The 12,306-nt window shown below is 60.9% G+C and carries 10 protein-coding genes; 5 read left to right on the plus strand and 5 right to left on the minus strand.

Annotation, left to right across the window (positions count from 1 at the left end; genetic code table 11):
* Positions 1 to 19 precede the first annotated feature (19 nt).
* The 4 genes from ASC90_RS22045 to ASC90_RS22060 all read right to left on the minus strand — a co-directional run bounded on the left by ASC90_RS22045 (position 20) and on the right by ASC90_RS22060 (position 5,884).
* Entirely contained in the window at positions 20 to 1,135 is a 1,116-nt protein-coding gene (locus ASC90_RS22045; RefSeq protein ID WP_056545304.1) for an HPP family protein, read from the minus strand.
* A gap of 62 nt (positions 1,136 to 1,197) precedes the next feature.
* Positions 1,198 to 2,106, minus strand: a complete 909-nt coding sequence (locus ASC90_RS22050; RefSeq protein WP_056545760.1) for a LysR family transcriptional regulator — start codon at positions 2,104 to 2,106, stop codon at positions 1,198 to 1,200.
* Between the two features lie 159 nt (positions 2,107 to 2,265).
* Positions 2,266 to 4,152: a DUF882 domain-containing protein gene (locus tag ASC90_RS22055; protein ID WP_056545309.1), complete on the minus strand. Its 1,887-nt coding sequence runs from the start codon at positions 4,150 to 4,152 to the stop codon at positions 2,266 to 2,268.
* Positions 4,153 to 4,330: 178 nt separating this feature from the next.
* Complete coding sequence (locus ASC90_RS22060; RefSeq protein ID WP_056545311.1) at positions 4,331 to 5,884, minus strand: sigma-54 dependent transcriptional regulator; 1,554 nt, start codon at positions 5,882 to 5,884, stop codon at positions 4,331 to 4,333.
* 217 nt (positions 5,885 to 6,101) lie between these two features.
* Between ASC90_RS22060 and ASC90_RS22065 the strand changes: the two genes are divergently transcribed.
* The 3 genes from ASC90_RS22065 (at position 6,102) to ASC90_RS22075 (ending at position 9,807) form a co-directional block, all read left to right on the plus strand.
* Entirely contained in the window at positions 6,102 to 7,946 is a 1,845-nt protein-coding gene (locus ASC90_RS22065; RefSeq protein WP_244480437.1) for a M3 family oligoendopeptidase, read from the plus strand.
* A 77-nt stretch (positions 7,947 to 8,023) separates the two neighbouring features.
* Positions 8,024 to 9,184 (plus strand): aminodeoxychorismate synthase component I, encoded by a 1,161-nt coding sequence (locus ASC90_RS22070; protein WP_056545762.1) that lies wholly within the window; start codon positions 8,024 to 8,026, stop codon positions 9,182 to 9,184.
* A complete protein-coding gene (locus ASC90_RS22075; protein WP_056545316.1) occupies positions 9,181 to 9,807 on the plus strand; it encodes an aminotransferase class IV family protein in 627 nt (208 codons plus the stop codon). Before ASC90_RS22070 ends, ASC90_RS22075 begins: the two co-directional genes overlap by 4 nt.
* Here the strand turns inward: ASC90_RS22075 and ASC90_RS22080 are convergent.
* Positions 9,804 to 10,709: a sensor domain-containing diguanylate cyclase gene (locus ASC90_RS22080; protein WP_056545319.1), complete on the minus strand. Its 906-nt coding sequence runs from the start codon at positions 10,707 to 10,709 to the stop codon at positions 9,804 to 9,806. The two genes, ASC90_RS22075 and ASC90_RS22080, sit on opposite strands and share 4 nt — an antisense overlap.
* A 133-nt stretch (positions 10,710 to 10,842) precedes the next feature.
* Between ASC90_RS22080 and ASC90_RS22085 the strand changes: the two genes are divergently transcribed.
* Together ASC90_RS22085 and ASC90_RS22090 are read left to right on the plus strand one after the other, a co-directional pair.
* Complete coding sequence (locus ASC90_RS22085) at positions 10,843 to 11,127, plus strand: YciI family protein (RefSeq protein WP_056545765.1); 285 nt, start codon at positions 10,843 to 10,845, stop codon at positions 11,125 to 11,127.
* Between the two features lie 202 nt (positions 11,128 to 11,329).
* Positions 11,330 to 12,196 carry a DUF3445 domain-containing protein gene (locus tag ASC90_RS22090; RefSeq protein ID WP_056545320.1) on the plus strand — a complete coding sequence of 289 codons (867 nt, stop codon included), beginning with the start codon at positions 11,330 to 11,332 and terminating at the stop codon, positions 12,194 to 12,196.
* Positions 12,197 to 12,306 lie beyond the last annotated feature (110 nt).

The raw sequence follows: 12,306 nt of genomic DNA on the forward strand, positions 1-12,306 counted from the left end.
CGCGGCCGCGAACCGGCGTTCAAGCGGCGGCCGTTTTCCGCTCCGCCACCATATGTGCCATCGCGCCGAGAAGATCGGTTTGCGAGATTAGCCCAAGGACGTGGCGAGCGTCATCGACGACAACGACGGCATGGGTTCGTCCATCGGTCAAAATCGGCAACAGCGCCAACGCCGGCGCATCCGGCCTGGCGGTCGCCGCCGAGGCGATATGACCGGCGAGATGCTCGGCCTCTGCCAATTCCCGAAGCCCGACGGTCCCAACCAGGCGGCCATCGCCGTCCTTGACCGGCAGGGTCCGAACATTGTGCTTCAGCAGCAGCGCGCGAGCCGCTTCCGCCGTTGCCTTCTCACCGACGGCGATCACGTCGCGGGACATGATATCTGCGCAGTTGATGGCGCCATTTGTGCGTAGCGCGGCTTCGACTTCGACCCGCCGCAGCAATCGGCTCAAATCGTCGCGGTCGATATCCAGGCTCTCGTCGAACGCGGCAAGAGCAGCATCGACATCCTCTTCGCGAAATCCGACGCGCATCGCAGGCGGTGGGTCGACGGTATGATGCATGTTGGCGGGCGCGGGCAAAGCCACATGCGGATAGTTGCGCTTCGCAAGCTTGTGAAACACAATACCCAGCGCCAGCAGGATGCAGGAATTCAGCGCAACAGGAACGAACGGGAAAAGCAGGCCCCAGCTTGCCACCGCCGGTCCACCGAGCACTGCGGTCAACGCCGCAGCGCCACCAGGCGGATGGAGGCAGCGCGCGAACGACATGACACCAATCGCCAATGAAACGGCGACGCCCGCCGCAATCATCGGATCATGGATGAACCGGCTGGTAAGGACGCCTATCAGGGCGGAAATGGTGTTTCCGCCGATGATCGGCCAAGGCTGCGCCAGGGGACTTGCAGGCACCGCGAACAGCAGGACTGCGCTCGCACCCATGGGAGCGACCATCATCGGTAGATGCATGCCCTGCCCGAAGAGGTAACCGCAGATCATGCCGGTGAGCGTGATACCGACAAGCGCGGCCAGGCAGGCAAACATCCTTTCGCGAAGCGTCGCTCCCGCGAGGATGGGAACGAACAGGCGAAAGCGGGGACGGCCGCCTTGGTCAGGCGGGATTGAGGGATTGGACATCTAGGCTAACCAGTGTTGAGTGTATCGTAAAACGTGAAAGGGCGACGGCTTTCGAGGCGGCATCAGCCACTCGGAGCGTGACCGCCGCTCCTGCCTGTCGGCGGCATGAGCGCATAGTGGAGTGCATCAAGGCAATCCGACAGGTCGCCTCGTCTGCGAACGAGCAGCGTCTCGACCGGCCCGATCTCATGCGTGATGACATCGGTCGGCCAGCGTAGAAGATCGAAGACCGATCGTGGCATCACCCCAAACGCGTTGCCGGCCACGACGCTCGCCAGAATCGCATGGTACGAGGCGAGTTCCAGTGTCCGCAACGCCCCCGCGTGCCGCGCCCATTCCTCCGCCATCCGCCGATAGGTACATCCCGGCTCCATGGCCGCCAGGCACTGAACGCGCAGGTCAGCCGCGGACAGAACATCCGGATGCCTTGACGGCAGCACGAGCAGGAGTTCCTCCACGCAGATGCGCTGCGCATCGAACTGGCGCAGGTCGAGGTCAGGAAACCGCGACAGGTCGATGCTTCCTTCCGGTGGCCGCGCGATCAATGCGCAGTCGAGATCGAAGGCAAGCACGCCCTGCATCAGTTCTCGCGTTGCGCCCATCGTCAGGTGCAGCGACACTTGCGGCCACCGCGATCCGAGACGCCTCAGCGCGTCGGGAAGCCTGCTGGCAGCCGTACTCTCCATCGTCCCCACGCGAAGCACTCCGGACGCCTGTACCGGGCGCACAGCCTGCCGGGCCTCTGCGGCAAGATCCACAAGCCGATTTGCGTAGGAGAGAAAGATCGTTCCCTCCCTCGTCAGCGACATTTTCTTTCCGTCACGACTGAAGAGGACGGTGCCCAGCTCGTTTTCCAGAAGCTGCACGCGTGTGGTGACGTTCGAGGGCGCGCGTCCAACTGCTTTGGCGGCACGGGTAACGCTGCAATGCTCGGCAACCGCCTGAAAAATCTCAAGTGACAGAGGGTCCATCATATTCACATTCAAAGAACATACCTGCCGGTTTATTCCCTAAATGAGAATGAAAATCAATGCCGCCGCCTTCCGGCGCGACCTTCCGCCGCAGTGCGCCGACGCAGAAAAGCCGCCGGAATCGCTCCGACGGCTTTCGTCATGTCTCAGGTAAATGGCTCAGTTCGACTCGAACTTCCGCACTTCCATGAAGTTTACCGCAGTGCCGCTGAAACGACCCGGATCGATGGATGCAGTCTTGGTGAAGCCATCCGCGTAAACCGAGGTCGGCTGTGCTCGAAGCGTTTGGCTGACGAAGCGCGGTGCCTTGACCGGCTTCGTCACCATTTCCATGCGGGCGTTGGTCAGTGCCCATTTGGAGATGATCTTCTGGGTCAGCTTCGGTTCGGTGCGCACGGTCGCACGGCTTGCATCTGCTTCCGCGGCCTCGTGCTTGGTGGGCCGACCGCCCTTCGCAGGGAGGCCCTGTGCTACGCCGCTCGCATCCGAGCCCTTCGGCGCATCGAACGCATCGCCAAAGCTTGCAGACTTTGTCGCCGGAGCGAGCGCTGCCATCTGAAGTGTCGGCCGCTCTGGAACCTTTTGCGGCATTGCCGCGTTTATGGCTTGTTCGACGCTACTAACCGGCGGCTGAGTGGATGCGACCTGACGGTCAGCATCTATGTTCTGCTGGTTAAGAGCATCAGCGACGGCCGGAGAAAGCGCATCCGCCTCGTCTGCCATTTCGTCGTTGGCTTCAGCATCGGCATCAGCCGCGGCAAGAAGCTTTTCGGCAAGCGCCGGTCTTTCAGCCGGCGTTGGAACCGCTGTGAGACTCCCCGTCCCCACAGTGGGATCTACCGAAGCGACTTCCGCGTCACCCGGAGAGCGGCGCGGACCGAGCAGAGAAGGTACCGGTACGCTGTAGGCGCTGAGATCCGCGAACTGCTGCTGGCCTTGCTGGGTCACAGCAGAGAGCGCGTCCTGCGCGGCATTTCCGGATTGCTGCGCGACAAGGGCGTTAGCCATGTCGCCTGATTGGCTTGTGAACGCCGGACGCACCTGCGGAACCGGCGCATTTACACTTGCGACCTCGGTCGGCTGGGCGGGAGCCTGCTGACCAGGATCAGCGGCGTTCGGCATCTCGGTCGTTTTAGGCGGTGTAGCCTTGGCGATCGCTACGGGTGCTGCACCACTATCATCGGAGTTATCTTCAGCTTCGTCGGCGCCACCGCCGAACAGAGCCTCAAACAGCGTCTTGTGTTTCCTGGTACCGTCAGAGGAAGAGCCACTGTAGGCTCCCGAGCTTGCCATCTGGACCTGGTTCGAGCTCACGCGGCGCTTGTAGTCGGCAACAGCTTGGTCGTAACCCGGCAGCGGCCGACCGTCGGCCGGAATGTGCATGGTGTTGCCGTTGGGGAACAATCTCACCAGTTCATCGCGGCTCATGCGCGGCCAGGCACGCACGCCACCGACATCCATGTGGACGAAGGGCGAACCCGATTTCGGATAGAATCCAACCCCGCCAACCTGCATTTTCATGCCGATTCCGCGCAATGTGGCCAGTTTTACGTCAGGAATGAAGAAATCCATCGCCCTGCCGAGCATGTGCTGGCTCTTCTCGGCGACGCCGGAGTTGCGCGAGCGGCCCTTCAGCATGGAGTTCGTGGCCGGCGAACGGAACCCGCAGACGACGTTGATGTAGTCGCGCGAACCGCTCTGGCGATAAACTTCCCAGATCAGGTCGAAGAGGCGCGGGTCCATTTTCGTCGGCTGGTTCTTTCGCCAGTCGCGAAGAAAGCGGTTCAACTGCTCGAGACCCTTGGGGTCGAACCTGCCGTTGCGCTTATAGGTGATGACGGCTTTTTCGCCGGTGTGGATGAAATAGACTTTGAGGCTGCGCGTTTCGCCAGCTGCCTGCGACGGCGAACTGACGAGGACCGGCGACGACACAGCGACTGCGAGAAGGGCGGCCATAGCCGTCCTAACCACCTTTCCGCAAAGGTCTGCGCACCTGTTGCGCCAATTCGGGCGCGAAGGCTTCGTATTCCAATTCAGATCCGGCAAACTCAATCCCCGTCAGACAGCCGATGGTCCTCATCCCGACCCATGACTGTGAAATGCGGTCACACGATGGCAAAAATGCCACACGCGATCAACCTTTTCTTTACATAGTGAACAGGCCACTAACAAGTGGTTTATGATTGGTAACAAAACATGATTGCCGGATTGTTAATATAGTGTGTCAGGCGGCGTCTTTCTGTGGATTGTCGGGGTCTATGCCGTAATCCTTGAGTTTTCGGTACAACGTCGACCGTCCGATACCCAGTTTTCGCGCCACTTGACTCATCTGGCCCCGATAGAATTTAAGGGCGAATCTGATCAATTCTTCTTCGACATCCGCCAGTTTGCGCACCTCGCCCGAGGGGTTTGTGCTGGAAATTGCGTTGTCGGGCGCTTCGCTGATTCGTGCCACGGCCTCGTCGGCTATGACTTGGTGCGCCGGATACTCTACCGCCGCAAAATCGCTTTGCCGATCTGCACGGGTGTTGTCCGCAACCAGGGCCAGGTGGTCGACAACCTCGTATTCGGGCAGCTGGGCTGCAATCTGCGGGAAGTCCGATTCCGTCAGCTCGGCGCCTTCAGCCAGCACCACCGCGCGGAAGATCGCGTTCTCCAGCTGACGTATGTTGCCGGGCCAGTCGTAGGCGGTCAGCAGTGCAAGGGCCCCCGCGCTCGCCGTCAGGCGATGGCCGTTCTTCTGCTCGCTCGAAAATCGATCGGTGAATACGCGCACCAGATGCGGAATATCCTCCTTGCGCTTGCGCAGCGCCGGGATCGTGATGGGGAACACGTTCAGGCGATAGTATAGATCCTCGCGGAAGTGGCCGTTCTTGACCTCTTCGATCAGATCCTTGTTGGTCGCCGAAATCAGGCGGACATTGACCTTATGCGCAGTGCGCGCCCCGACGGTCTCTATCTCCCCCTGCTGCACTGCGCGCAAAAGCTTCACCTGGACATCGAGCGGCAGGTCGCCGATCTCGTCGAGGAAGATCGTGCCGCCGTCGGCCTCCATGAATTTGCCGATATGCCGCTCAGTGGCGCCGGTGAAGGCACCCTTTTCATGGCCGAAGAGAATGCTCTCGACGAGATTGTGCGGAATGGCGCCGCAGTTGACCGTGACGAACGGTTTGCCGGAGCGATCGCTGCCGGATTGAATGGCACGGGCCACAAGTTCCTTGCCGACTCCGGATTCGCCCTCGAGCACCACGGGAATATTCGACTGTGCTGCGCGCTGGGCGAGGTCGATGACGCGGATCATGGCGGGGCTGGCCGAGACGATATCGTCGAACCCAACGGACCCGGACCGGGAGCGACGACCGGTGCGTGCCTTGATTTCGCGTTGGTCGAGCTTCAAGGCGCTCGCAATCGAGTTGGCGATACGCTCGGGAGACACCGGCTTGACGACGAAGTCGAAAGCGCCGGCGCGCATTGCCTGCACCACCGTCTCGATACCGCCCTGCCCTGTCTGGACGATGACGGGCAGCTGCGTGCCAAATTCGTGCAGGGCCTCGAGAAATTCGAGGCCGGTCATTTCGGGCATCATCAGGTCAAGAACGATGACGTTGTAGAGGCCGCTGCCCCTCTTCACCATTTCCAGACCAATCCGGCCGTTCTCGGCCTGATGGACGACATGCCCGTGACGCTCTATCGCGTTCTTAAGCAGCCTGCGCTGCACAGGGTCGTCCTCGATGACGAGAATCTGCGCTGCACCCTTGAGCTCATTGTAACCGGTCATTGTTGCCTCACTTCATGCGAAACCTGGAGGCACTCTCTCAGAAAGGCTTGAACATCCTGTTTTGAGAAATAATCGCATTTTAACGTTTGTGGCGAACACGAATCCGCCTCGAAACGGTGCTTCCTGACCGTTGAAAACCCCTTGATGACGCGGCTTCAGGCGCATAGACAGTCAGGCCTGTCGCAAAAGAGGAAGAGGAACCCCGCTCATGAAAAACATGCCTGCCGATGCCGGCCTTAATTTCTCGGCAACTGCTGCCGCCTCCGCGACCAATGCAGCGCTCGGCGATCTGCCGACCTGGAAGCTGCAGGATCTTTACCCCTCCGCCACCTCCACCGCGTTTACCAGCGACATGGAAAAAGCCGGAAAACTTGCGATCGCCTTTGAAGACAAGTGGAAGGGCAAGCTAGCCGAAGCCGCGACGAAAACTGGCACAGCAGGCATCGGCCAGGCGTTGAAGGAATACGAAGCCCTGGACGACATCATCGGCCGCCTCGGCTCCTTTGCCGGTCTCACCTATTTCTCCGATACGTCGAGCCCGGCGAACGGCAAGCTCTACGGCGACGTGCAAACGAGGATCACCGATTTCTCGGGGCATCTGCTATTTTTCGCCCTCGAACTCAATCGCATCGACGACGCCGTGATCGACACCTGCATGGCGAACGACCCGGACGCCGGCCACTACCGCCCGTGGCTTGTCGACCTGCGCAAGGACAAGCCCTTCCAACTGGACGACAAGCTGGAACAGCTGTTCCTCGAAAAGTCTATGACGTCGGCCGCCGCTTTCAATCGTCTGTTCGACGAGACGATGGCCGAGTTGCGCTTCGAAGTGGACGGCGAGAAGCTGTCGATCGAAGTGACGCTGAACATGCTGCAGGACCGTGATCCCGAGGTGCGCCGAAAGGGCGCCATGGCGCTTGCGAAGACCTTCAAGGACAATCTGCGCACCTTCACGCTGATTACCAACACGCTCGCCAAGGACAAGGACATCTCTGACCGCTGGCGCGGCTTCGAAGACATCGCCGATAGCCGCCATCTGGCAAACCGCGTCGAACGCGAAGTCGTTGATGCGCTGGCCGCCGCCGTCAAAGGTGCTTATCCCAGGCTCTCGCACCGCTACTACAAGATGAAGGCGAAGTGGCTTGGCATGGAGCAGATGGAGTTCTGGGATCGCAACGCGCCGCTGCCTGAGACATCGAATGCGGTGATACCCTGGAACGAAGCTCGGGAAACCGTGCTGTCGGCCTACGGCAACTTTGCTCCGGAGATGGCAGAGATTGCCAGGCGCTTCTTCGACGAGCAGTGGATCGACGCTCCTGTGCGTCCCGGCAAGGCACCCGGCGCCTTCGCCCACCCGACCGTTCCGTCCGCGCATCCCTACGTGCTCGTCAACTACCTGGGCAAGCCGCGTGACGTGATGACGCTCGCCCACGAGCTCGGCCACGGCGTCCATCAGGTGCTGGCCGGTGGCCAGGGTGCGCTGATGTGCCAGACGCCGCTGACGCTTGCTGAAACCGCTTCGGTCTTCGGCGAGATGTTGACCTTCCGCGAGTTGCTGGACAAGACCAAGGACAAGCGCGAGCGCAAGGCAATGCTCGCCCAGAAGGTCGAGGACATGATCAACACGGTCGCGCGCCAGATCGCCTTCTACGAATTCGAACGAAAGGTTCACACGGCCCGCAAGGCCGGTGAATTGACATCGGACGACATCGGAGAACTCTGGCTCTCCGTCCAGTCGGAAAGCCTCGGACCGGCGATCAGGATCTCCGAGGGCTACGAGACCTACTGGGCCTACATCCCCCACTTCATCCACTCGCCCTTCTATGTCTATGCCTACGCCTTCGGCGATTGCCTGGTGAACTCGCTCTATGCCGTCTACCAGAAGGCCGACAAGGGATTCCAGGACAAGTATTTCGAGCTTCTGAAAGCCGGCGGCACCAAACATCATTCCGAACTCCTGAAACCCTTCGGCCTTGATGCGACCGACCCGTCGTTCTGGAACAAGGGATTGTCGATGATCGAAGGGCTGATCGATGAGCTGGAAGCGCTAGATAGGACCTGAGACGGCGCAAAGGGCTCCTCTCCCCGATCGTGGAGAACCATCGATGACCGTTGCAGCCTCGGCCTAAAAGCTTGGACATGACCGACACAAGGCCCTACGCCCTCTTCCGGGACGACACCACCGGGCAAGTGATGCTCTTTGCCGACCCGGCGGAGATCATCGTTGCCCGGACGCGCGCCGAATTCTCCGCAGGTCTCGCCGGCATGGAAAAGGCAAGGGCCGCGGGCAAATGGCTAGCCGGCTATATGGCCTACGAGGCAGGATACCTGTTCGAGGACAAGCTTTCCGGCTTCGCGACAGAAAGCAGGAAAACACCGCTCCTCTGCTTCGGCGTCTTCGATGGGCCGGAAGCCGGCGACCATCCGCTTGCCCAGCCAGCACAGTGCCTCGCGGATCAGGAATTTCTGACCGCCCCAAAAGCCGGCTGGGATTTTGCGGCGTACCGAACGCGCTTCGACCGCCTGCACTGGCATCTGCGACAGGGTGACTGCTACCAGGCCAATCTCACCATGCCCGTTACCGCGCGCTGGGCCGGCGATCCCCGCTCCGCCTTCTGGGCGCTGATCGAACGCCAGCCGGTGAAATACGGCGCACTCATCGATCTCGGCGGCCCTGTCATCCTCTCGCGCTCGCCCGAGCTATTCTTCCGTACCGATGATGACGGCTGGATCGAGACACATCCGATGAAAGGCACGGCCAGGCGCGGCAACAGCGCCGCCGACGATGCGGCGATCGTCGAGGCGATGCGAAACGACATAAAGACACAGGCGGAAAACCGCATGATCGTCGATCTACTGCGCAACGATATTTCCCGCATCACCGAGGTAGGGACGCTCGATGTCCCCAAGCTGTTCGACATCGAGACCTATCCCACCGTTCATCAGATGGTGAGCCATGTGCGAGCAAGGCTGCTTCCCGGTCTCTCGATCCGCGACATCTTCGCCGCGTTGTTCCCCTGCGGCTCGATCACCGGCGCGCCGAAGATCAGCGCCATGAGCATCCTACACGAGCTGGAAGAAGGCCCGCGCGACGCCTATTGCGGCGCGATCGGCATGATCTCGCCATCCGGCGCCATGCGTTTTTCCGTCGCCATCCGGACCGTAAGCCTCTTTGAAGGCGGAAGCGCGGTCTTCAACGTCGGTGGCGGCATCGTCTTCGATTCCACCGCCGAATCCGAGTACGAGGAATGCCTGCTGAAGGCCCGCTTCGCCATCGGCGAGCAGGAAATCGCCCGGTGACCGACTTTTCGCTGATCGAAACACTGAGATTCGAACCGGGCACCGGCTTCCTGCGCCTGAGATTGCATCTCGCACGCCTTTCGCGCTCCGCACGCCGGATAGGCTTCCCCGAGCCGGTGGCGGCAGCCGCGAAGCTCGGACAGGCCGTTGCCGGTGCGTCGACCGCCCTGCGTGTCCGGCTGACATTCGATCGCGACGGCCGCATCGATGTGACGGCCGCACCCTTCATCCCGCTCGCGCCTGATACCGTCTGGACCGTCCGCATTGCGGAGACCCGCCTGGACTCCAGCGACAAGCTCCTGCGAATGAAGACGACAGTTCGGGGAGCTTATGAAGCTGCACGCGCCGAATTCGCGTCCTCGCAAGCAGACGAAGTCATTATGCTCAACGAGCATGGCGAGGTTTGCGAGGGCACGATCACCTCCGTCTTCGTCGTCGATGCCTCCGGCGTCCTCCGCACTCCGCCGATCTCCTGCGGTCTGCTGGCCGGCGTGCTGCGCACTGAGCTCATCTGCCAGCGAAAGGCGCGCGTCGGTCGTATCGCATTGGAAGACCTGAAGGCCGGCAAGCTCTACGTCGGCAATTCGTTGCGGGGACTGATTCCCGCCACGCTCGCCAGTTAAGCGACGATCTTCAGCCGATCGCGCCCGCTCTGCTTTGCATGGTAAAGCGCCTCGTCAGCCCTGGCATACAGCTCCCGCGCCGTCTCGCCTGCATGCAGCTCGGCAAGGCCGGCCGAGCAGGTGTAGGAAAATGTCGGCGCGGTGCGAATCGGACGCGCACCCCGCACCGTCGTCAGTATCCGGTCGATGATCAGCTCGCCCTGGGATAGCGTGGTATCAGGAAGGATCAGCATGAACTCCTCGCCGCCGATACGACCGAAGCTGTCTCGCCGACGAACGAAGGGATGCACGCGGCGGGCGAAGTCTACGAGCACGTCGTCGCCGGCCTGGTGTCCATACATGTCGTTTATGCGCTTGAAGAAATCGAGATCGATGATGCAGACGCAACCCGTCGCCGCCTCTGCCGATATCTGTCCTTGGACCATGCTCTCCAGCGCCGCCATCATGAACCGGCGGTTGGAAATGCTGGTCAGCTCGTCAGTCTGAGAAGCCCGCAAGGCGAAGTCGCGATCCTGCCTGATGTCGCGTTCGCTTGCCTTCAGATGCGTGATGTCGCTAGCGATACACAGCATCCATCCGTCTTTCTGGACGGTTTCGGTCATCCACAGCCAACGCCCGTCTACCACATCAGTCTCGAACGCACGAAATGGCAACTTTCCGCGGCGCGATTGCGCGGAGACGAGCCACGTTTCAAAGTCGGCCGCCCGAATAATCGTGCCCCTACCCGCCTTGGTATTGCGGCGCATAAGTTCTGCCCAAAAAGGGCACTCGTTCGGCTCTAGCGCAAAGGTGGAGCGGAAGGTCGCGTTTGCATAACGCAGCCGATCGTCCTGATCGAACAGCGCGATCAGAACCGCACTGTCTTCCTGCAACTCCGCAAGTCGCTCCGATATCTGGTTCATCCGATTGTTCCGGGCGTGCTGAATGACAACGATTCGCACGTTGGGGCAGAAACATAAAAAGAAGATGGATGGTTCCGGGGCAATTGAATATTCCCATGTGTCGGAATGCAACGCTCTGAAAGGAAACATCGCAATGTTTATCCTCGCCCTGACCTATATGAAGCCGAATGAGGAAGCTGACAAGTACATGGAATCACATATGGCTTGGGTCAGGGAGGGTTACGCCAAGGGCTGGTTTCTAGCCTCCGGTCGCAAGGTGCCGCGCACTGGCGGCGTGGTTCTGGCCGTCGGAGAGCGTGCCGAAATAGAAGCCTATGTCGCGGCCGACCCCTTCACGATCCATGGCGTGGCTGAGTACGACGTAACCGAGGTCGCCATCACCACAGCGGCGGACGGGTTGGAACTCTTGAAGGGCTGACAGCGGTACAGAACGCTCCGGCGGCTTCCTCGCAGGCCCTGTGCGACAACTGTCCACAAACCTGGCGCTCGTTACATATCGGTCAACCTCGATCATCCCAACGGCTCCGCTGTCCAATCGCTCCGCAATCTGGAGACACGATTCAGACGGCCGCTGGCGCGTGGTCTTCCATTCTCGGAGGTTGACGCGATAGTATTGGCCCATGCACCTGCCGACCTACACACCATATGACGGTTCTGCGAAGCCGTTCACCATTGGCCTGATGCCGCTCGATCTCGCGCGATGGATCGAGCCGGATGCCGATTGGGCGCGCTACATCGACGAAAAGCATGCGCTCATCTGCACGCACCGGGGCGAGGTCTTCGTCGCCGAGGACGACACCGGTGACGCACAGCAGGAAGTCCTCGACCTGTTGCGGGCGCACCTTGCCGAACGCCATCCCCAATTGCGCAGCGACATGATGGCTTCCGATTTTCCGCCGCTGCTCAAAGCCGGCCTGCTCGTGCAGGACGACCTCGTCATCATGCGACGCAAGGCGGATGGCTGGCATCTCGTCGCGGGTTTCGTCGCATTCCCCTCCTCCTGGTCGCTGCGGGAGAAGTTCGGACGGCCGATGCAGGCGATACACGCCGATGTGCCGGGCTTCGGCGAAGGCACGCGCAACGCCGCCATGATCACACGCATATTCGACAGCCTGCAGGTCGCCCAGCCCGTCGAACGCATGAACTGGTCGGTCAACATGACCGACGAACTCTTCCTGCCGCTCGCCAAACACCGCCGCCCGCCGCAGTCCAAGACCTTCACGATTGCCGAACGCTTTGCCCGCGTCGAACGGCAGACGCTGCGCAAGCTCCCCATGTCCGGTGATATCCTCTTCACCATCCGTATCTATGTCGATCCGATTGCCGCCATCCACGACCATCCGCGGGCGGCCGCACTCGCTGAAAACTTTGCGGCGCAGCTCGACGGCCTTGACGAGCGGCAGGCCGCTTACAAGGGGCTGACGCTTCAGAAAGCCGAGCTCTCCGCCCAACTGCGGGCGCTCGCTAACGCTCTTTCGCCGGCCTGATATTTGCCTTCTCGGACTGAACGCTCTTTATTGTGACGCTGTTTTGTGGTTAGAGCCGGGTCACCTTCGCAGTATCTGCGCCATTTCAAATGAATTCTTAGGGCCTCGCG

This window comes from Rhizobium sp. Root1220 (genome assembly GCF_001426265.1).
In the GTDB taxonomy this organism is placed as follows: domain Bacteria; phylum Pseudomonadota; class Alphaproteobacteria; order Rhizobiales; family Rhizobiaceae; genus Rhizobium.

Bases quoted from the DNA above. Each gene is read 5' to 3' on its own strand.
- ASC90_RS22045 (WP_056545304.1), bottom strand. From the start codon at position 1,135: ATGTCCAATCCCTCAATCCCGCCTGACCAAGGCGGCCGTCCCCGCTTT.
- ASC90_RS22070 (WP_056545762.1), top strand. From the start codon at position 8,024: ATGACCGACACAAGGCCCTACGCCCTCTTCCGGGACGACACCACCGGG.
- ASC90_RS22050 (WP_056545760.1), bottom strand. From the start codon at position 2,106: ATGGACCCTCTGTCACTTGAGATTTTTCAGGCGGTTGCCGAGCATTGC.
- ASC90_RS22060 (WP_056545311.1), bottom strand. From the start codon at position 5,884: ATGACCGGTTACAATGAGCTCAAGGGTGCAGCGCAGATTCTCGTCATC.
- ASC90_RS22065 (WP_244480437.1), top strand. From the start codon at position 6,102: ATGCCTGCCGATGCCGGCCTTAATTTCTCGGCAACTGCTGCCGCCTCC.
- ASC90_RS22085 (WP_056545765.1), top strand. From the start codon at position 10,843: ATGTTTATCCTCGCCCTGACCTATATGAAGCCGAATGAGGAAGCTGAC.
- ASC90_RS22080 (WP_056545319.1), bottom strand. From the start codon at position 10,709: ATGAACCAGATATCGGAGCGACTTGCGGAGTTGCAGGAAGACAGTGCG.
- ASC90_RS22090 (WP_056545320.1), top strand. From the start codon at position 11,330: ATGCACCTGCCGACCTACACACCATATGACGGTTCTGCGAAGCCGTTC.